Annotated in this window: 19 protein-coding genes; 10 read left to right on the forward strand and 9 right to left on the reverse strand. The window is 41.9% G+C overall.

All coding sequences use genetic code 11. From position 1 onward, the window contains the following. Nucleotides 1-20: 20 nt before the first annotated feature. The 3 genes from mutY to WA352_RS20015 all read right to left on the reverse strand — a co-directional run bounded on the left by mutY (nt 21) and on the right by WA352_RS20015 (nt 2,337). Nucleotides 21-1,058, reverse strand: a complete 1,038-nt coding sequence (gene mutY, locus WA352_RS20005; RefSeq protein WP_005317149.1) for an A/G-specific adenine glycosylase — start codon at nt 1,056-1,058, stop codon at nt 21-23. Between the two features lie 217 nt (nt 1,059-1,275). After that, nucleotides 1,276-2,013, reverse strand: a complete 738-nt coding sequence (locus WA352_RS20010; RefSeq protein WP_005317150.1) for a dienelactone hydrolase family protein — start codon at nt 2,011-2,013, stop codon at nt 1,276-1,278. A 165-nt stretch (nt 2,014-2,178) separates the two neighbouring features. Next, nucleotides 2,179-2,337, reverse strand: coding sequence for a DUF1328 domain-containing protein (locus tag WA352_RS20015; RefSeq protein WP_004656956.1), 159 nt, complete (start codon nt 2,335-2,337; stop codon nt 2,179-2,181). Nucleotides 2,338-2,527: 190 nt separating this feature from the next. Here WA352_RS20015 and WA352_RS20020 point away from each other — a divergent pair, with 190 nt between their 5' ends. The 7 genes from WA352_RS20020 (at nt 2,528) to WA352_RS20050 (ending at nt 10,941) form a co-directional block, all read left to right on the forward strand. Further along, complete coding sequence (locus WA352_RS20020; RefSeq protein WP_005317151.1) at nt 2,528-2,980, forward strand: YcgN family cysteine cluster protein; 453 nt, start codon at nt 2,528-2,530, stop codon at nt 2,978-2,980. Nucleotides 2,981-3,087: 107 nt separating this feature from the next. Continuing rightward, a complete protein-coding gene (locus WA352_RS20025) occupies nt 3,088-4,251 on the forward strand; it encodes a PQQ-dependent sugar dehydrogenase (RefSeq protein ID WP_005317153.1) in 1,164 nt (387 codons plus the stop codon). Between the two features lie 25 nt (nt 4,252-4,276). Next, a complete protein-coding gene (gene ampC / locus WA352_RS20030) occupies nt 4,277-5,464 on the forward strand; it encodes a class C beta-lactamase (protein WP_005317155.1) in 1,188 nt (395 codons plus the stop codon). Nucleotides 5,465-5,546: 82 nt separating this feature from the next. Beyond that, nucleotides 5,547-6,821, forward strand: coding sequence for a replication-associated recombination protein A (locus WA352_RS20035; RefSeq protein WP_032859417.1), 1,275 nt, complete (start codon nt 5,547-5,549; stop codon nt 6,819-6,821). 104 nt (nt 6,822-6,925) lie between these two features. Next, nucleotides 6,926-7,810, forward strand: coding sequence for an aromatic amino acid DMT transporter YddG (gene yddG / locus WA352_RS20040; protein WP_005317166.1), 885 nt, complete (start codon nt 6,926-6,928; stop codon nt 7,808-7,810). A 127-nt stretch (nt 7,811-7,937) separates the two neighbouring features. Next, the gene (locus WA352_RS20045; protein ID WP_005317169.1) at nt 7,938-9,056 is read left to right on the forward strand and encodes an acyltransferase family protein; all 1,119 of its coding nucleotides are present in this window, start codon (nt 7,938-7,940) and stop codon (nt 9,054-9,056) included. 145 nt (nt 9,057-9,201) lie between these two features. Then, nucleotides 9,202-10,941 carry an amidohydrolase gene (locus WA352_RS20050; protein ID WP_005317171.1) on the forward strand — a complete coding sequence of 580 codons (1,740 nt, stop codon included), beginning with the start codon at nt 9,202-9,204 and terminating at the stop codon, nt 10,939-10,941. A 35-nt stretch (nt 10,942-10,976) separates the two neighbouring features. On the opposite strand, the gene WA352_RS20055 is transcribed toward WA352_RS20050, so the two are convergent. The 4 genes from WA352_RS20055 to dapA form a co-directional block, all read right to left on the reverse strand. Next, complete coding sequence (locus WA352_RS20055) at nt 10,977-13,385, reverse strand: TonB-dependent receptor plug domain-containing protein (RefSeq protein WP_005317173.1); 2,409 nt, start codon at nt 13,383-13,385, stop codon at nt 10,977-10,979. A gap of 227 nt (nt 13,386-13,612) precedes the next feature. Beyond that, on the reverse strand, nt 13,613-14,332 hold the full coding sequence (gene purC / locus WA352_RS20060) for a phosphoribosylaminoimidazolesuccinocarboxamide synthase (RefSeq protein ID WP_005317175.1): 720 nt from the start codon (nt 14,330-14,332) through the stop codon (nt 13,613-13,615). A gap of 35 nt (nt 14,333-14,367) precedes the next feature. Then, the gene (locus tag WA352_RS20065) at nt 14,368-14,970 is read right to left on the reverse strand and encodes a hypothetical protein (protein WP_005317183.1); all 603 of its coding nucleotides are present in this window, start codon (nt 14,968-14,970) and stop codon (nt 14,368-14,370) included. A 15-nt stretch (nt 14,971-14,985) separates the two neighbouring features. Beyond that, nucleotides 14,986-15,879, reverse strand: coding sequence for a 4-hydroxy-tetrahydrodipicolinate synthase (gene dapA / locus WA352_RS20070; protein ID WP_005317184.1), 894 nt, complete (start codon nt 15,877-15,879; stop codon nt 14,986-14,988). Between the two features lie 291 nt (nt 15,880-16,170). On the opposite strand from dapA, the gene pncA reads away from it, so the two are divergent. From pncA to WA352_RS20085, 3 genes are all read left to right on the forward strand, one after another. Next, nucleotides 16,171-16,803, forward strand: coding sequence for a bifunctional nicotinamidase/pyrazinamidase (gene pncA / locus WA352_RS20075; protein ID WP_005317186.1), 633 nt, complete (start codon nt 16,171-16,173; stop codon nt 16,801-16,803). Nucleotides 16,804-16,894: 91 nt separating this feature from the next. Further along, on the forward strand, nt 16,895-17,359 hold the full coding sequence (locus tag WA352_RS20080) for an Lrp/AsnC family transcriptional regulator (protein WP_004803451.1): 465 nt from the start codon (nt 16,895-16,897) through the stop codon (nt 17,357-17,359). 220 nt (nt 17,360-17,579) lie between these two features. Continuing rightward, nucleotides 17,580-18,218 carry a YitT family protein gene (locus WA352_RS20085; protein WP_004656984.1) on the forward strand — a complete coding sequence of 213 codons (639 nt, stop codon included), beginning with the start codon at nt 17,580-17,582 and terminating at the stop codon, nt 18,216-18,218. A gap of 334 nt (nt 18,219-18,552) precedes the next feature. Here WA352_RS20085 and WA352_RS20090 read toward each other — a convergent pair whose 3' ends face one another. Together WA352_RS20090 and WA352_RS20095 are read right to left on the reverse strand one after the other, a co-directional pair. Then, nucleotides 18,553-19,263, reverse strand: a complete 711-nt coding sequence (locus tag WA352_RS20090) for a hypothetical protein (protein ID WP_005088790.1) — start codon at nt 19,261-19,263, stop codon at nt 18,553-18,555. 345 nt (nt 19,264-19,608) lie between these two features. Then, the coding region (locus WA352_RS20095; RefSeq protein ID WP_336143743.1) for a S8 family peptidase at nt 19,609-21,336 on the reverse strand (1,728 nt) is incomplete at its 5' end.

Genomic DNA, 21,336 nt, shown 5'->3' on the forward strand with positions numbered 1-21,336 from the left:
GATATACAGCGTTTTGGGCGTTAAGCCTTTTGTTTGGCTGTAATCAATTTTTTCATGGCTGTTGGAATGCCTTTGGCAATCGCATTTTCTGGACTTAGCCATATGCCATTTAATTCGATACTCAACTGTTCTTTTTGATCGTGTTCCACGTGGAACAGTTTTTCATGCAGTAACCAAGTAAAGTGAGTAAAGCTATGGCTAATCTGCAATGATGATACTTGAGCTTGTAGTTTGAAGTGTTGCTCAATCTGTTGTAATTCGGTTGCTTGTTCAATGATTGGAAGACAATACAATCCTCCCCATAGGCCATGCGCTTCACGTTGTTGCCACAGCCATTCATCTCCAGATTGGATCAGTAACACATTGGCTGTTTTGACTGGAACGGGTTTCTTAGCCTTTTTGAAAGGGAGTTCCTGTTCCATGCCTTGTTGATAAGCTTGGCAATGCTGCTGCATTGGGCAGTATAAGCACAGCGGTTTTTTCGGGGTACAAACGGTTGCCCCTAAATCCATGATTGCTTGGGTATAATCATGATTGCGCTCTTCTGGGCAGAGATCTTCCGCAATTTGCCAGAGTGCCCGTTCATGTTGTGGCTTGGATAGATCATCTTCGATGGCGAGGAAACGTGCCAGTACACGTTTCACGTTACCATCCATAATCACGCCGTACTGACGTAAGCCGAGTGACATGAGCGCACCAGCGGTGGAGCGGCCAATGCCTGGCAGCTCAATCCATTGTTCGAGTGTTTCTGGAAATTTCCCTTGTTGACTGACGATGCCTGCCGCTTTATGCAGATTGCGTGCGCGGGCATAGTAGCCGAGGCCTGCCCAATAAGGAGCGACATCATCCCAACTGGCTGTTCCTAGGGTTTCTACGCTCGGGAAGCGTTCAATAAAACGGTCGAAATATTGCAGTACAGTTTTGACTTGCGTCTGTTGCAGCATGATTTCTGAGACCCAAACTTTGTACGGATCATCGGCCACTTGCCATGGTAGGTCATGACGACCGTGTTGGTCGAACCATGTAAGTAGTGCATCAGAAAATGAGAAGTCAGACATGAATCAGAACAGTAAAAAGCAGAGGCGTAGTATAGCGGAAATAGGGAGAGGAGTTGATGTATACAAACAAATTCGTTATTAAATGCTGATTAAGATTGGCTTTTGCAAAGGCGACATCCATGTCGCCTTGCACGAATAGAAATTTTCTAGGATTTAAACAAACGATATATTCGCTCAATTCCATGTTGATGGTTTTTTTAGAGATCGTCTTTTCAAATCACTTTAAATGTTTATCTAACAGCTCATACATCGCGTCAAGACTTTGACGTTCTGCTTCCGCGTTATAGCCTAAGTCAACATTGTTGGCCTTGGCGCGCTCATCTGCAAGAGGGTTACTAAAACCATGCTTGGCATCTTCAAAAATAATCACCTCATGATCCACAGCAGCATCATGCATTTCCTGACGGAAGCTTGCCACATTATCCAAGGTCACCATGCTGTCGAGTTCACCATGCAGGACTAAAATCTCGGCTTTAACTTTGCCCTTCTCAGCAGGAGCTTTCGGACTCAATATCGCATGGAACGTAGCAACGGCTTTGATATCTGCACCTGAACGCGCCAAATCTAGCACCACTTTACCGCCATAGCAGAAACCAACCGCTGCCAATTTGTCGGCATTCACTTCTGCTTGAGCTGCTAAAGCATTTAAGCCTGCTTGAGCACGGTCAACAATGGTATCGGCATGCTCAAAAGTTTGATTCATCCATTCAGAGGCTTGGGGCACATTGGTTGTAACTTTCTTATCACCATACATATCAATGGCTAAAGCGGCAAAACCATGTTCTGCAAGTTCACGTGCACGTTGTTCTGTGTATGCATTGCGGCCCCACCATTCAGGGGCCACAATCACACCTGCAACAGGCATATCAATTGCTGGTGCAGCGAAATAACCAATGAGGCGTTGACCATCGGGAGCGGTATATTCAATTTCACGTGTGTTAATCGGGAAGCTCATTCTATAATCCTGATCTGTATTTTTAGAATGCATTGATTAAAACATAAAAAGGAAAATGGATGGCATCGTAAAAACATAATAAATACGCTTGTTTTAGCGATGCTCAAAAATGAAAAAAGAAGAATACCAAGATTCTTCTTTTTATGTTTGGGTAGGTCAAAACGACTAGACTTTGCCTCTGGATAAGAAGCCAACGATTGCTAAGATGACGGCAACAACCAATAAGATTACTGCGAAATCTTTGGATAAACCTGCTACACCACCAAAACCTAATAAACTGGCAATGAGTGCGATGACTGCAAAAATAATGGCCCAACGGAACATGTCGTGTCCTCCTAATTTTTCGTTATGTGTCCACTATAACGTGTGTTTTTTGCACAAAATGTGGTGTTTATGTGGTTTAAATGTTTAATACTTAAAGAAGTGCTCAATCAATTAAAAGAGGTTGAAGTCAGCAAAGCAAAGATGAATGCTATAATAAGAAGTTCATTTTTTTTAATATTGAAAGCTCTGTATGTCCGTCGAACTGCGCCCCAACTTTTGGAAACACTATCCGCTTGATCAGCTCAGCAATGCGGAGTGGGAGGCATTGTGTGATGGCTGTGGTTTATGTTGTTTGGTTAAGTTAGAAGATGAAGAAACCGCAGAGGTTGCCTATACCAAAGTGGCATGCAAATTACTGGACTGTAAAACCGCACGCTGTTCTGATTATCCCAACCGTCAGCAGCAAGTGCCGGATTGTATCCAGCTGACGCCTGAACGACTCAGCACAATTTCTTGGTTACCACCGAGCTGTGCCTACCGTCGATTAAGTGAAGGTAAGAATTTACCTTCATGGCATTACCTCAATACAGGTTCACGTCAAAGTGTGATCAAGGCAAAGAAATCTGCTGCAGGGCGTTGTATTTCAGAAACTGAAATCGATGAAGAACAAATTGAAGATTATATTGTGCGTTGGATACGGTAATCGCGGCTAGCAAATCAATAAGACATGATGATCATAAAAACAACACTTTTGCAGTATTTTTATTGGCGATGTTCCCTAAGATGAAGAATAAACGAGGGAGATAAGCCATGAACAAACTGTTGATGACACCTTGGCTCTACAGTGGCATTTTATTTTTGGCTGCGTGTGGTGCCAATGAAAGCAACTCTAAAACCCCAGAACAAAATACAGCACAACAAGCGTCAAGTCAGCGCATTGCACAAAAGTATCGGGTTGAGAGCGTTGCTGAATTTGATGAGCCGTGGGCGATTGCAAGTTTGCCAGACCAACGTTTATTGATCACTGAGCGCAAAGGGCAATTAAAATTATTTGATCCCAAAACTAAGAGCAGTATCAATATTGCTGGCGTTCCTACTGTCAGTTATGGTGGGCAAGGTGGTTTAGGCGATGTCATTTTGCATCCTGATTTTCAGCAAAATCATGAATTATATTTGAGTTATGCCAGCAAAGGTCAGGGTGGCTATAGTGCAGAGATTGCACATGCAAAACTGGATTTATCTGATCCCAAGCAACCCAAGCTCACGGATTTAAAAACCATCTGGCAACAAGTGCCGAAAGTGTCAGGGCAAGGCCATTATGGTCATCGTATGCAGTTTGGTCCCGATGGCAAACTTTGGGTCAGTTCAGGTGAGCGTCAGAAGTTTGATCCTGCACAGGATTTAAAAAGTAATTTAGGTAAGGTTTTGCGTTTAAATGCAGATGGAACTGCTGCGGAAGATAATCCGTTTTATCAGCAGGGCGGTGTCACTGCAGAGATTTGGTCACTGGGTCATCGTAATCCATTGGGTATGGCTTTCGACCAGCAAGGGCAACTGTGGGTGGTTGAAATGGGCCCTAAAGGTGGTGATGAATTAAACCGTATTGTGAAAGGAGAAAACTATGGCTATCCAACAGTTTCGAATGGCGACCATTATTCAGGCTTGCCGATTCCTGATCATGAGACCCGTCCAGAATTTAAAGCCCCTGAAATCGATTGGACACCTGTGATCTCACCGTCTAGCTTAATCATTTATTCAGCTCAGCAGTTTCCTCTGTGGCAACACAAAGCGTTGATTGGTGGTTTATCCTCTCAAGCTATTGTGGTGGTGGATTTAGCTGCAAAACCAGTCCAAGAAGTTCAACGACTTGAGATGAAACAACGAATTCGTGGCCTACATCAAGCGCAAGATGGTTCAATCTGGGTGATCGAAGATGGACCAAGAGCCAAATTACTTAAACTGCATACCAATTGAATTTTAACTCCAAGTGATACAGATAATGAATCAACCGAAAGCCTTTTCTATGACTTTAAAAAAACTATATTTATTGACAGGACTGTTGTCCTGCAGTTCAGCGCTTTGGGCTGGAAATTTGACCGAGCAACAAGTTCAAACCATTGTTGACCAGCAATTTAAGCCTTTATTGGCGCAATATAAAATTCCGGGGATGGCTGTTGCTGTGACCTTGAATGGTCAACATTATTTCGTGAATTATGGGCTTGCTTCAAAGCAAAACCAGCAAGCAGTGAGCAATAGTACTTTATTTGAACTTGGTTCGGTCAGTAAGACCTTTAATGCGACTTTAGCGGCTTATGCACAGGCACAAGGGCAACTGTCTTTGTCGGATCATCCTGCCAAATATTTCCCTGAACTGAAAAATACTGCGGTCAATCGTGCCACGATATTGAATCTTGGAACTTATAATGCAGGTGGCTTTCCGCTGCAATTTCCTGATGAGGTGCTGCAGCAACAGGATATGATCAAGTATTTTCAGACTTGGCAAGCAAAAACCAAAGTCGGTGCTGCCCGCCAATATTCCAACCCAAGTATTGGTTTGATGGGCTATGTCACTGCCTTGGCAATGAAAAAACCGTATAGCGAATTGATTGAAAAAACCTTACTGCCACAACTAGGCATGACACAAAGTTTTATTCGGGTACCTGAGCAGCACATGTCGCAATATGCTTGGGGATACAAAGCCGATCAAGCCATGCGTGTTTCACCAGGTATGTTTGATGCAGAAGCTTATGGGCTGAAAAGTAGCAGTGCGGATATGCTGAAATTCCTCGATGCGCAAATCAATCCGCAGCAGTTCAAACAACCGCTTCGCCAAGCGATTGAAAATACCCATGTGGGCTATTTTAAAGTGGGTGCAATGACCCAAGGCTTGGGCTGGGAACAGTATGCCTATCCAGTATCACTTGAAACACTGTTACAGGGTAACTCGAGCAAAATGGCGTTAGAAAGTCATGCAATCACAGCGATTAAACAACCAAAGCTTGCCACGCCTGCGACCTTCTTTAATAAGACAGGAGCAACCAATGGTTTTGGTGCCTATGTGGCCTTTATTCCGCAGCAAAAAATTGGAATCGTGATGTTAGCCAATACCAATTTTCCCAATGAAGAGCGGATCAAAGCCAGCTATCGGGTGATGCAACAGTTGGTTCAGAACAACAGCGCGCAATAGAATGTCGCGTGAGTGCAGATTCAAATTGTAGATTTGAGCCAGACACAATAGACTAGGGTAAAAGATCATAAAGCCAGTGATGATGTCAGATACGCATATTCCTTTACCTGAACGTTTACGTCCTCGTGACTTGTCCGAAATTATCGGACAAGATCATTTGCTGGGTGAAAATGCCCCTTTACGTCAGATGATTGATCAAGGGCATTTGCCTTCGATCATCTTCTGGGGGCCTCCAGGGGTCGGAAAAACCACGATTGCATTGTTATTGGCTCAGGCTGTGGATCGTCCTTTTATCAGCCTATCTGCACTCAATACAGGCGTGAAAGAGCTCCGTGAGGTGATTGCGGAAAGTGGTGACTTGTTGACCCCTGTGGTGTTTATTGACGAGATCCATCGCTTCAATAAATCGCAGCAAGATGCATTACTCAATGCGGTTGAGAAAGGCAAAATCACCTTGATCGGGGCGACTACAGAGAATCCTTCCTTTGAAGTGAATAGTGCCTTGTTGTCCCGCTGTCAGGTGTATACCCTGAATAATCTGAGTGCTGAAGCGATTCAAACCCTACTGAATAAAGCAATTCAAACGGATAAGTTCTTAAAAGAACGTTTTATCCAGATTGAAGAATATGATGCGCTGATTCAATTTGCGGCAGGTGATGCACGTAAGGCACTCAATCTGATTGATTTGATTGCCAGTACTTTTGAACCTGATGTTGAAAATCTCGTAACCAATGCCATCGTCGTTAAAGTTGCGCAGCAAAATATTGCGCGTTACGACAAATCGGGTGAGCAGCATTACGATCTGGTTTCGGCATTTATCAAATCGATTCGCGGCAGTGATCCAGATGCAACCCTGTACTGGATGGCACGCATGCTAAAAGGTGGCGAAGATCCAGTCTTTATTGCACGTCGTATGTTGATTGCGGCATCGGAAGATATCGGCAATTCCAATCCAAATGCCTTGTTATTGGCGGGGGAGTGTTTCCGTTCAGTCCAAGCGGTGGGGATGCCTGAAGCGCGTATTATTCTAGGCCAATGTGCCGTGTATCTGGCCACTAGCCCGAAAAGTAATAGCACCTATCTCGCGATTAACAAAGCCTTAGAGTTGGCAGAAAAAACCGCAAACCTGCCTGTGCCTTTGCACTTACGCAATGCGCCAACCAAGTTGATGAAGCAGCAAGGCTATGGGGTGGATTATCTGTATCCGCACAACTATCCTGAACATTTCGTGTTACAGGACTATTTGCCTCCAGAATTACGCGGTACCAAACTGTACGAACGAGCCTTAAATAAACGTGAGGTCGAAGGCGAACGTTTGCAGCAACGTCGTTGGCAGCAGGAACAACAGCAGCAGTAATCAAAACTCGGTGAATTCACTGATCATTTTAAAATTGTCCAGAGCAAGATTCCGAATCGCATCGATAGATTTTGCTTTGGCCTCAATATTCTATTTGTATAAAAATGAACGCAAAAAAAGCAACACTGATTGGATTGGTCGCGATCTTACTCTGGAGTTTGATCGTTGCCTTAATTAAGGATGTCAGTAGTCATTTTGGCGCAGTGGGCGGTGCAGCACTGATTTATACACTGGCCTCAATTTTCCTGTTTTTCTCGGTTGGTTGGACCAGCCTCAAAAGCTTTCCCAAAGCCTATTTGATCTGGGGCAGCATTTTATTTGTTGCTTATGAAATTTGTTTATCGCTTTCGATTGGCTATAGCCATAATAATCGACAGGCGATTGAAGTGGGAATGGTCAATTATTTATGGCCGACCTTTACCATGGTGGCGGCCATTGTTTTTAATCAGCAAAAAGCCAATGTCCTGATTATTCCTGGCTTTATCATTTCAATATTGGGGATCTGTTGGGTGCTCGGTGGAGAGCAGGGCTTGGATTTGGCAGGGATGCTGCAAAACATCCAGCACAACCCATTCAGTTATGGGCTTGCCTTTATTGGAACATTATTGTGGGCTGCCTACTGCACGCTCACAGCGAGAATTGCGCAGGGAACCAATGGCATCACCCTATTTTTTATCCTCGTCTCGGTGGTGCTATGGATTAAATATGCATTGATGGGGGGCGGTAGTTTTGATTTTGATTGGCCTTCTTCAATTTCACTATTTTTTGCGGCAGCAGCGATGGGCTTTGGTTATGCCGCTTGGAATGTTGGGATTTTGCATGGCAATGTGACGTTATTGGCAGGTGCATCCTATTTTATTCCAGTTTTATCTGCCTTTTTCTCGGCAATTTTACTCAGTACGCCATTAGGCCTTTCTTTCTGGTATGGCGCATTTATGGTGTGTTTAGGCTCGATTCTATGCTGGCTAGCAACGCAGAAAAAACACTAAAAAATTGTCTGATTTTGCTGGGTCTTGCTGATGCGCTGAACAGTCACGGTATTTTTGTAAGCGACCTCTAGACACTACAGATAAAAGGTCGCATCATCCCGCTTATCAAGGATGATCAAGCTCCACCATGACCACAAACAAAATTAATGCTGCGGAAAGTATCCGAGGCTTGGCATGTCTCGCCGTTGTGTTGTCACATCTATCACTGACCTTTTTTCCGCAACTGCATAATTTTGATGTGAGTGCTGTACCGCAATATGATTTTTTTGCGCAGTTACATCACTCGCCCTTGGCCTTCTTTTATTCAGGTACAGGCGCGGTTTTTGTATTCTTTGTTTTAAGTGGCTTTGTACTGACATTATCCAGTTTTAAAAAGCACAATACCGCAACGCAATTGAAAAATTCCTTGGTCAAACGTTACCCACGCTTGGCCATTCCAGCCTTCGTCTCTTGTATTGTTGCTTATCTGGTGTGTTTTGTACCTGTAGATGTGTCGCATGTTTCCGAATGGGGAGCAGCACTCGCCAACCCACATCCGCAACTGGGCACCGCCTTATATGAAGGCAGTATTGGCGCATTCTTATTTGGCGATTCCAGTTATAACTGGGTGCTGTGGACCATGCAAATTGAGTTGCTTGGGTCACTGGTGATTTATCTGGCTTGCTATCTCTATGGCAAGCTGCCAATTCTATGTGGTCTATTTCTCATCATCAGCATTGTGACAGGGTATATGATCTCGCAAACCGTGTTGTTGGGTCTTCTCAGTTTTGTTTTGGGGATGGGACTATTTCTCTATGCCGCAGAACTGAGTACAGCAGTTTCAGTACTGCTATTTTTGTTGGGATTGTATTTTTGTGGCGCACATAACAGTAGCTCAAGCTATCAGATTTTTAGCCAGTTCCTCGGTGAACAAACATATGACTACCTCAACTTTATTGGCGGCTTTTGCATTGTTTATGCAGTACTCAAAGGCAAATGGTTAGCACAGTTTTTTGATCGGTCTGTTTTGGTATTTCTAGGTAAAATCTCATTTTCCATTTATTTAATTCATCTTGCTGTGCTTTATGCTTTGGGGATTCCATTGTTTAATCTATTGCATGTGCAATGGGGATTCTCCTATTTAAATGCAGGATTATTGGCAAGTTTACTGATTGTGCTGCTGAGCATTATTTTGGCACAGCCGTATAGTCATTATGTCGATGATCTTGCGATTAAAATCTCCAATAAACTGGCAAAAATGTTTTGAACCTCGTACTAGGTCGTGTGCAGAGCCTATGTAGGGCTGCTCGGAACTTGACCAAACATTACAAAAATAATCAGTGAATGCTTTCTATTACAAGCGGAATCCGCTTTAATCAAAAAAGACATAATAAAAATATGGGTTTTAATTCATGAACCGTACTTATCTCAAACGTTGCGCCTTATTCACTTCTATTTCACTGGCTGTAGTGGGCTGTGCAACAACGGCAGTGCCTGTCACTGCAACAGAACAACTGTTTTATGGTGGCCCGATTCTGACCATGTCAGGCAACAGTCCTGAATATGCAGAAGCCCTGTTGGTAAGGGATGGAAAAATTGTTTTTGTCGGCTCAAAGCAGCAGGCTGAACGCTTGGCCGATAAAAAAGTTCAATCGATTGATCTAAAAAATAGAACCTTATTGCCAAGTTTTATTGACGCGCATAGTCATGTGAATATGGTCGGTTTCCATCAAATGGTCGCCAATCTCTACCCAATGCCTGATGGTCAGGTCTCAGATATTAACTCTTTGGTGAACGTGCTGAATAATTGGAAAGTCCAAAATCCATCCGTAATTAAAACCATGGGCGGCTGGATTTTGGGAAATGGCTATGATGACGCACAACTGAATGAGCAGCGTCATCCGACGGCAACCGATCTAGATCGGGTGTCTCTAGACCAACCGGTGATGATTTTGCATCAATCGGGGCATTTGGCCTCTGTGAATCATAAGGCACTGGAATTACTGAAGATCAATCAAGATACCCCGAATCCAGCAGGTGGCGTGATTCGCCGTGAAGCAGGCTCAAATGTGCCCAACGGTGTGTTAGAAGAATCTGCTTTATTTACCGCAATTGGCTCAATTTTTAAAGATGTACCCCCTGCGGTGATGTTCCAAATTGCAGAAAAAGGCATTGATGCCTATGTAAAAAATGGTTTTACCACGGTACAAGAAGGGCGGGCGGATCAAGGGACCACTGAAATGTGGCATGCTTTAGCCAAGCAAAATCGACTGCCAATTGATGTTGTTTCTTATCCCGATATCACCACCAGCCAAGACTATATGCTCAAGCAAGGCAGCCAGCGACAGTATGATCATCATTTTCGGATTGGTGGAGTGAAAATCAGTTTAGATGGTTCACCTCAAGGGAAAACGGCTTGGCTGACCCAGCCTTATCTTGTGCCGCCTGAAGGTAAAGATAAGACGTATAAGGGCTATCCTGCCATGAGTAATGATCAGCAGGTCAAGGACTATATCAATTTAGCCTTTAAGCATGGTTGGCAGGTGCTTGCCCATGCCAATGGGGATGCGGCGATTGATCAGTTTATTGGGGCAGTGAAAGATGCCACAGCAAAACAAGGAATAGCAGATCGTCGTAGCGTATTGATCCACTCACAAACTATTCGCGATGATCAGCTGGATCAGCTTAAGGCCTTAGATATTATTCCTTCGTTCTTCTCGTTGCATACCTTTTATTGGGGCGATTGGCATCGTCAACAAACCTTAGGCGAAACTCGAGCTGCCCATATTTCGCCAACTGCAACCGCTTTAAAAAAGCATCTGATCTTTACGGAGCATCATGATGCTCCTGTGGTCCCACCGAGTAGCATGATGATGCTGGATGCGACCGTGAACCGAGTAACACGGAGCAATTATGTTTTGGGTGCAGATGAGCGTATTAGCCCATATCTGGCATTAAAGTCGATGACAGATTGGGCTGCGTATCAGTACTTTGAAGATCAAAACAAGGGTACTTTAAGCCATGGTAAATTGGCTGATTTGGTGATTCTGAATCAGAACCCGCTGACTGTACCGAGTCGTGAGATTAAAAACATTAAAGTGCTGGCAACCTATAAAGAAGGCAAACTGATTTATCAGAACGCGCAGAATTAAACTGAAAACCGAGCCATCTGGCTCGGTTTTTTATATTACCAACGATAATTGATCTTGCCGTAATAGAACGCGCCATTAAAGCCAAAAGGTGAGAACTGACTATAAGGCAAGCTACCACCTGTGGGTTGGTTGATATCGTAGACATCTTTATCAGGATATACATCGGTAATATTGTCGCCACCAACCGTGAAGTTCCAGTTTTGATATTGGTAAGACAACGCTAAATCGAGTAACCATTTGGCTGAGAATTTTTGGTCTTTGGCTTCGCCTGAATTACTAAAGGTTTTAAAGCTGCCATAACGTGTGAGATTGGTATTCACAGTGAAGTTTCCAAGCTTATAGTCATTCGCTAAACTGAATTTATGTTCAGGGGTACTACCAGCCAATAAACCGTATTGCTCACGACGATCCAGACGCGTGAGGTTAATGCCCAGCGCATCTAAGATGGCTGGATTGCCATCCACATGGGTCACTTTATTTTTATTGTAGTTGTAGGCCAGTGAGGTATTCAGTTCGCCATAAGGCAAATCAGTCCATTTATAGGTCGCAACTAAGTCAACGCCACGCGTGCGGGTATCGCTGGCATTGTTGAAATAACGAATTGTGTTGAAGTTGGTGTCGGTGATCCCTTTTGAATTCAGGTACTGGCGAACGGTTGCACTGCTGGCATTGATATTGGAAGACAGACTAATTCGATTGTCAATGTCGATTTGATAAGCATCCAGAGTCACATATAGTTGATCTGTAGGCGTCAAGACCAAACCCACGCTATAGTTTTTAGATTTCTCTGGTTTAAGTTGTTCGGCACCAAGCAGTTGAGCAACGTATGACGTGGTGGGGAAGGTTCCTGCTTCAGCAAATTGACCATTGATCAGCTGAGAAGAGGTCTGGGCAAAATATTGTTGGGCAAGACTTGGGGCACGGAAACCTGTAGAGGCGCTACCACGTACCGCAATCGCTGGGTGAATGGCATAACGCAAAGACAATGATGCATTATCGGTGTGACCAAAATCATTGTAGTATTCATGGCGATAGGCTGTAGATGCTGAGAGTTTTTCAGTTAAATTGGCCTCTAAATCCAGATAAGCCGCATAACTGTCGCGTGACCATTCACCAGCATCGGCAGAGCGAAAGCCCGCTAAACCAGAAGAACCACTTTTATAATAAGATGCTGGATCACCCGCTTGGATTTGATACTTCTGATTCAAATATTGCGTACCAAAGGCAACATTCAGTGGGCTGGCGAGTGCTGCAAGATTAAACTCTCGAGAAACATCAAAATTCACTACCGTTTGTGCATTTTTCAGTGTGCCATTTTGAAAGCCGAAAGGCGTGGTAGCGGTATCTTTATAGAGATCGACATTAATGGTCTTGGTATCGACATCATAACGATTTAAACCATAATTCACCGAGGCATCATAATGCCATGCAGACCAATCACCTTTGATCCCTGCAACTGCGCCAAAATCATCGAGTTGGCCCTGAATGATCGGCAGATAGCCATTGGGAAACAGGGCAGGAATATTATTGGAGGCATTGCTTAAACGATAGAATCCAGCAGTTTTTGCATTACGATGGCTATAGGTCGCAAAAGAATACAGCTCGGTATGATCACTGAGGTCATAACCCAGATTCACTGCTGCTTTGACTTCATCGGAATCTGGATCACCAAAACGGAAAGTGCGCTGTCCATAAGTGGTTGATTTGGGATCACGTAAGTCAGCACCTGCTCGATTGGTGGCTTGACTATCCTGCCATTCCCCTGAAAAGATCGCATAGCCATAATTATTCAGTTTGGTCCCACCCGAAGCAAAGGATTGCTTCTGTTCACCATCCCCCTTGTTATAAATCCCGTATTTAATCCCAGCTTCGCCATGTGTCGGGTTGGATTTCAGAATAATATTAATCACGCCTGCAATCGCATCGGAACCATAGCGAGCCGATGCGCCTTCACGCAGTACTTCGACACGGCTAATCGCTGAGATCGGAATCGCATTTAAATCGGTTGGGGCGGAACCACGACCAATGGTCCCGCCAAGGTTAATAAAGGCGCCTGTGTGGCGACGTTTCCCATTAACCAAAACCAGTACTTGGTCAGGTGCAAGTCCTTTCAGTTGGGCAGGGCGAACCAGTTCAGTTCCATCCACCACGGTTGGACGTGGAAAATTAATTGAAGGAATAATTCGAGAGAGCGCTGTGCCAAGTTCATTGGAGCCGGTGCGTTCGGTCAGTTCTTTGGCACTGATCACATCAATGGGTTGTAAGGACTCTGTTTGCGAACGATTGTTGGCGCGAGTTCCGGTAACGACAATGGTTGCGAGCGTTTTGACTTGTTCGGGCTCTACGGGATTGTTCTCAGCGGCATGTACATTGCTATACAGGGCCAGCAAAATCAGGCTAGTACTTAGACTTAAAGGAAAAGTTTTTACAAGGGGAGAATTCATTTTGATCTTCTAACTCAAGTTTTGTGAACATGGTAGGAGGATCAAAATATTTTCAAAAACAATATAAAAACATAAGGTTAGAATTAAAGTTGCAAAGCTGATGTAGTGCTTTTTAAGTAAATGATTTATATGGTATTGATATTTAAAATGATGTTCGTTTTTTTGAATAGAAAATAAAAAACCAGCCTGATTGGGCTGGTTTTTTAGAAACAAAAGTTTAGTCAGACTTAGATGTCATCTAAGTTAATACCTAAACGAGAAGCAACTTCTTCATAAGCTTCAACCACACCACCTAAACCTTGGCGGAAACGGTCTTTATCCAGTTTTTTCTTGGTATCTTTATCCCATAAACGGCAACCGTCTGGAGAGAATTCATCACCCAATACGATACGGTTATGGAACACACCGAATTCAAGCTTGAAATCAACCAGAATCATATTACCTGCATCGAATAATGCTTTAAGTACATCATTCACTTGGTAAGTGAGTTCTTTCATTTTTTCAAGCTGTTCTGCAGTTGCCCAACCTAAAGCAATCGCTTGAGATTCGTTGACCATTGGATCGCCAAGCGCATCATCTTTGAAGAACAATTCGAATGTTGGCGGCGTTAATTCCTTACCTTCTTCAACACCTAAACGACGGCACAATGAACCCGCTGCATAGTTACGAATCACACATTCAACAGGAATCATCTGGAGTTTTTTAACCAGCACTTCAGTTGGAGAAAGCAATTTTTCAAAATGCGTTTCGATACCTGCAGCAGCTAATTTGTCCATGATAAAGGCGTTAAAACGGTTGTTGACCTTGCCCTTACGATCGAGTTGCTCGATTTTTTCGCCATTGAATGCCGAAGCATCATCACGAAAGACCAAAATCAGGTGATCAGCGTTATCTGTCTCGTATACAGATTTAGCTTTACCAGTATAGAGCAAGGTTTGTTTTAACATGGAGGAACCTTTTGAAAAAAATGCCTAGTAAACGACTAGGCTGGCCAATTTTGGTAAATCTGGGCTAACACTTCAGTTGCAACTGCTGGTTCTGCAAAAGTCGTGTCGAGTTTGAAGAGGGCAATGGTATTGCTTGAGCCAACCGCAGAAAGCTTCAACAGGTAGTTTTGTTCACCGACCTTAATCGTTGCTTCGTAGCCATGATCTGCTTGAGAGATGACTTTGTAGTTGAGGCTGCTCACGGTTGCAAAGGCATATTGCCAAGCAGTTGCTGTTGGACCTTCCACTTTCAGTAATGGGTTTTTATTCCCATCCATCACCAATTGTGGACGGCCTAAAGTCGTTGCTGCTGCTTCAGTGGTATTGCTTGCAGTTTTCATTGACTCTGGACGAGGCAATGCATAACGGTTGCCAGTTGTGTTCTCAAATGTTGGCGCATGTTGAATCGCTAGTGGATCAACCGTCGGTGCTGGATACAATGGCGTGAATGGTCTTACCGTTGCATTCTCAGGGAATTTGAGTGGTTCAAGCGCTTGCGCTTTTTTATAATCTAAAGAATGATTATTGAGGGCAAAACGACCACAACCAGCCAAACTTAAAGCTGAAATGACAAGGACAACACCAAGACGTAATTGCATCATAAATTGCTCGTATTAAATAATGCCCGCAGTTTTTAAATCTGTGCGGAGCGGTTCACGATATTGTTCTGCGAGAGCGGTTAAAGGCAGGCGTAGACCTGTACTAATGTATCCCATCTCATGCAACGCCCATTTCACAGGAATTGGGTTTGATTCGCAAAACAAAATATTGTGTAGATTTGCAATTTGTTGATTCAAACTTTGTGCTTTGGCTTGATCGCCAGCTAAAGCTGCTTCACAAACTTCGCTCATTTGTTTTGGTGCAACGTTAGCAGTAACCGAAATATTACCTTTTGCACCAAGCAAAATTAATTCCCAAGCAGTTTCATCATCGCCTGAATAAACTGCGATTTTATCATTTAGACCTTCGATGAGGGCTTGACCACGTGGCACATCGCCTGTTGCATCTTTAATCCCAACAATGTTTTTAACATCGGCAAGACGAATCACGGTTTCGTTTTGCATATCAACGCCAGTACGACCAGGGACATTATAAAGAATTTGTGGAATATCAACTGCTTCAGCAATCGCTTTGTAGTGTTGATATAAGCCTTCTTGTGTGGGTTTATTATAATATGGTGTCACGAGCAATGCCGCATCAGCACCGAGTTCTTTAGCGGCTTTGGTTAATTCGATGGCTTCGCGTGTTGAGTTTGCACCTGTACCCGCGATAATTGGAATGCGTTTATTGGCTACACGAATCACTTCTTTGATGACTTGTGTGTGTTCTTCCATGCTTAATGTAGACGCTTCGCCCGTTGTGCCAACAGCAACAATACTATGTGTACCTTGTTGGATGTGCCACTCAACGAGCTTCTCAAGACTCTTCCAATCTACGCGACCATCTTCAAACATAGGGGTGACGAGTGCGACAATTGAGCCTTGAATATTCTGTGCTAGCTGAGTCATTTTAAAAAACTATCCTATTTTCCCATCCGAGATTGAATTAGTTGAAACGAAATATTGGATGGTTGCAGTATTTTGATTCGTCGTTCAATAATGAATTCGATTGAATGACAATTATGCAAATTATGACTGATCGGCGGCATAAGAACAATATGCTTTAGTCAAACAGCCGAAAACTTTAATTCATCTTTTACTTGAATGATTTTCATCTTATGAAAAGTTTGTGTCTGTTTGGCTAGTCAGAAACAATGAGGCAGCGTATTGTACAAGGAGCAATCTAGGTTGAATGATGAGATGCAAAGCGATTCAAAACACAGCGCATTAATTGTTGTCGATGTGCAAAATGGATTTACCCCAGGTGGAAACTTGGCAGTCACAGGTGCCGATCAGATTATTCCTGTGATTAATCAATTGGCGCATCAGTTCGAAACGGTGGTGCTGACTCAAGACTGGCATCCTGATCAACATATTTCTTTTGCTGACAATCATGCGCATAAAGTGCCTTTTGAAACGATAGAGTTAGCTTATGGCACGCAGGTATTGTGGCCAAAGCATTGTGTACAGGGGACACAGGATGCCGAATTTCACCCTGCTTTGGATATTCCAACGGCACAATTGATTATTCGAAAAGGCTTTCACGTTAATATTGATAGCTATTCAGCCTTTATGGAAGCCGATCGTAAAACCCCGACGGGATTAAAGGGCTATCTTCAAGAACATCAAATTGATACGGTTTATATTGTGGGCATTGCCACTGATTTTTGTGTGGCATGGACAGCCTTGGATGCCGTGCAGATGGGTTTTAAAACCTATGTGATTGAGGATGCCTGTAAAGCGATTGATTTGAATGGTTCATTACACAGTGCATGGCAAAGTATGTCAGCACATGGGATTCAGCGGATTCAGTCTGCTGCAATTTTGGCATAAGCTTGAGCTGATTGATCTAAAGGCGTTACACTTCTCAGGTTGATGCACCAGCATCAGTTCAATTATGCCTTAAACCTAAGCTGAGCGTTTTATGACCGTCGAACTTGATGATTTTGATCAAAAAATTATCCATCATTTACAAATGAATGGACGCTTGGCCAATCAGGAATTGGCTGAATTGGTGGGTTTATCGACCTCGCAATGTTCACGTCGTCGGGTTCAGCTTGAACAGAAGAAAATTATCACGGGTTATTATGCCCAAATCGCATTGAGTGCTGATCCTGCGCCAATCATGGGCATTATTGAAGTGAAACTGCAAAACTATAGTGATGCAACCCATGATCGTTTTGTTGAATTCTTGATGCACGAACCTGCTGTGAAAGATATTCATAAACTGACAGGCAGTTATGATTTTGCTCTTAAAGTGGCAGTTAAGAATCTGGATGAGATGGTCAAACTCATTGGGATTTTGTCTTCCAAGAACTTTGGTGTCAGTAATCTCAATACTTCAATTGTGCTGGAAAAATTAAAAGAAAATGGAATTGCGATTAAATAAAAACAGGATTTTTATTGTCACTAGATCTGAGACAAAGTTAGAGCAAGGCTGATCGAAGCGCATAGACTATTCGAAATGGATTATTTTGAATATAAATTGCATTTATGGCAAAAATATAAGAATAAATTGCGAAATTTTAATAAAAATGATCAAATATGCCATGTCTTTCTTTGAAAGATCTCTCTCCCTTTAGCTGTTCTCCTATTTGAGTTGTACCGTTATGAATACCGAGCAAAATGTATCTCTGGTAAGTCCAGTCATGCCTGTGATTGAGCAGCACTCTAAAATTGAAGATGCATTGGCAATGTTGATCGGAACATTCATTCTGTCTTTTGCAATGACTTTATTGCAGCAGGCAGGCATTATGACGGGAGGGACAGCAGGTCTATCTTTGCTGATTCACTACATTACCGATCTGAAGTTCGGCGTGTTATTTTTCCTGATCAATATTCCATTTTATTATTTTGCTTATAAAAAGATGGGCATCGCGCTGGTGGTGAAAACCTTTATTGCCGTTGCATTATTGGCAGGGTTTACTGAAATTATTCCACAATTTTTTCATCTATCCGATGTCAATCCAATCTACGCTACGATTTTTGCCAATGTCTTGATGGGTGTGAGTTTTTTGATTCTATTTAGACATCGTTCGAGCTTGGGTGGTATCAACCTACTGGCGTTGTATTTGCAGGAACGCTTTAAAATTCCAGCAGGAAAAGTGCAAATGGGTATTGATGTGGTGATTTTATTAACCTCATTGTTGTTTGTGGACTGGAAGCTGATTTTGATCTCGATTTTTGGTGTCATTATTTTGAATTCAATCATTTTATTAAATCATAAAACCACACGTTATGTGGCTTGATGCATGCGTATTTCTGCTATTAACCTGACTGTTGCAGAACACAAGCTATATCGATCATGAGACGCTAGATGTGATCTAGCCTATGAAATGGCTGAAGTCATAACAAGCATAATCATAAAAAAAGCGCCATAAAGAATTTCTTTATGGCGCTTTTTTTATAGTCAGGGTCGTACAAACATGTATTTGGACAATAAAGTTGTAAACTAATGGTTCAATAAAATCAATTATTTAAAAATTTCATATCATTCAAATTTTACATTAAAGTCTTAAACTTGGTTTAAGACTTTAATTTTTCATTTAACAATATAGTTGTAAACTAAAAATGTCTACTTGATCAGAGACCAATCTTCTTTTTTAACTCTGCTAACAGCTTTAGTTCTTTAGGCTGTAAGGAAGTTTGTTTATCAAGCAATCTACCCCACATAACGATATCTGATTGTATACTGGCACAGATCCAAGCATTAGGGCTAATATCATTTTTTCGAATTACTTTAAAGCCCATATGTAGTGCTGCACAAATAAAAGCTCCATTTGACACATATGCATCATCAAAGTGGTTCAACTGACGGTGGTAGTATTCAACGCTATGTTTCAATGTATAACTACCTAGATTGTAGCGAATAGCTTTTATTTTTTTCAGATGCTGTAGATACATACAGCATCGCTGGCATTCATCAAGTGCTTTTTTTAGGCTTTCTCTATTTTTCTTAAAATTTTGAAGATATTCAGCTTTAGAGTCCTGAAATGTATACCGCTTATAAAAAGACTCATGGTGTGAGTTAGAGTGACCAAAACCGTTATAATCTAGTAGAGGTTCTTGTTCCAAGACTCTTTCAATATCAGCAAATGTAATTAAATAATTTGAAGAGTCTGAATTTTGTTGAAGCTCAGCCATTGCCAAGGCCCATGGTTTATTCATTTCTTTGAAAGAAATTGCATCAAGTGCGTCAGTTTGGTTTTTTGCTTGTTCACTTTTAACAAGTTCTTTAGCGCGTTTTTTTGCTCGTTGAACAGATAATCCTGATGGAAAAACTAAGTTTTGCATAAGTGCTAACCTTATAGCTCGCCATTTTCATTGTGCAGCCCACATCACCCTTATGGCATACAATAAGGATAGTAAGATTGATCTCAAGAAGAGAAATATACATTATCACAAGGGGATATTCGCCAACTCAACTAAAATTGAGCGGTGGACTGACTAGCATAGTATTGATGCTTGATACTAAATTAATGATCAAAAATATAAATGTCAAAAGATTTTTAGTATGCAGCACAAAAGAAAGAGCTTTTTTAAACTCTTTCTAGAATATGCTCGATTTTTCTATAGATTTAACCAGCAGAGGTGAATGCTTGAATTTATTTTAAAATGAAATTTTTAATTACTTTGTCGTTAGACCTTAATAGAGCTTTCATTTAAAATCTGAGTTTGAACAACTGTGTATAGATCAATTTCAGAGTCAGGAGTAGTGATGGTTACAATGAGTGAATATCGAATAGGTATATTGTAGCGTTCTCTATTAATAGAGTTTTTCCACCAACCTGTTACAGGAAAAACAGCTAACATTCCACGGTTCGCTAAGTCTGCTGCTGTTCCAATCCATATGTCTGAGTGAATTGACCCACGGACTCTTTTTTTAGATCCTATTAACCATCCACTATCAGTCGATGCACTTTCAAACTTAACGCCCTTTTCTCTCTCATATCGATTAATACGTTTTAAAAAGTCTGGTTTTGATTCAGCAGGACGCCTTATTTCGAATCTTAAACCTAAAGATTCATATTGGTATCTACTTCCAGAAAAAGAGGCATCACATGCTCCAGGATTTCCTTCTATGAAATGAGAAAGTGTTACTCTCATTTTTACAGGAGTGTGGCCTAACTGTAAAAGCTCATCTTTTGGCCAAGGTAAATCATGGATATTAATTTGATTAAAATCTATTTTACTTCCGCTCTTTTTGAGAGGTTTAAGGTTTTCTTGGCAAACTAGGCTTAATGAATTTGAAGCACTCCAAAGAGCTTTATTTAAATTAGGTTCTCCATATCCACAATGATGTAGCAGCTTAACGTAATCTGATTTTTTTCCATCATCTGCTAAAAAATCTTTTTTCATATTTTCAGTCCATTCTGCTGAATGAACAATCAAGGCCCGAATTGTTTCGGGCCAATAATTAGGATAATGTCCCATAATTTCAGCAGCCATCTTTGCACATAGGGCAGAGGCTGCGCTTGTCTGAGATGTTATGGTGAAATTTTTTCCAATATGAGGTTCATGATTAAGTGTTAGCAGACTTAAACTTTCAGTGTCAAAGAATGTCCCGAATTTACTATCATGTGAGATATTGCCCCCTTCAAAGACTACATCTGGCTTATAGGGCCATTGGGTATTCATCCAGACAAGTGAGGTTGAGCTATGCGGGCTTAATGATCCAGACTTTGCAACTGGGGTACAAAATTCTGTGCCCACTTCATCAATTGTAGCTTTATGAGTACAAGCTCCAACTGTTAAAGCATTCCATGCTTGGGCTGGATCATGAATCTCAGTCACTTGATTACTACTTGGATAGTTTGAATAGTTTTCTTGAGTTGGTTCAATATTTCCAGCACAAACGATAAAAAGTTTAGGGTTTTTGAAGTTATTTAGATTGTCGCATATAGAATTATCTAAAGCAGCAGACCATGAAGATGGTCTTCCCCGATCACGCCCATCCATAGCTGCTACAGCCATACTGTATAATCTTTTTCGATAAGGATTAGTTGTTTCTGGAGTCGCTATAGCTTCTCTAACTAAGTTACCGTATAGCTTGGAATCATTACTTTCTTTTTGAGAAATAATTTTAACTGATTCAATTCTATGATTAACTTGCACGGAATTATTGTGAATCAGATGATCTGTGAAATCACCGATTAATGCTAGACCTGCTAAGCCAGTTGCATGACCATATTCATCATTATATCCCCATGCCTCGTTCACTGTGTGTAAATCACTTTCATTGAGAAAGGGTTCAAGAAAAGGATGTAAATTTACACCACCATCTACTAAGCATATATAGGGTGTTTCAGGCGTGTCTGATGATTTAATTAAACGACTTGATAGATCTTTGATCCATTCAGTTTGATC

This window comes from Acinetobacter sp. 102 (genome assembly GCF_037028485.1).
GTDB lineage: Bacteria > Pseudomonadota > Gammaproteobacteria > Pseudomonadales > Moraxellaceae > Acinetobacter > Acinetobacter higginsii.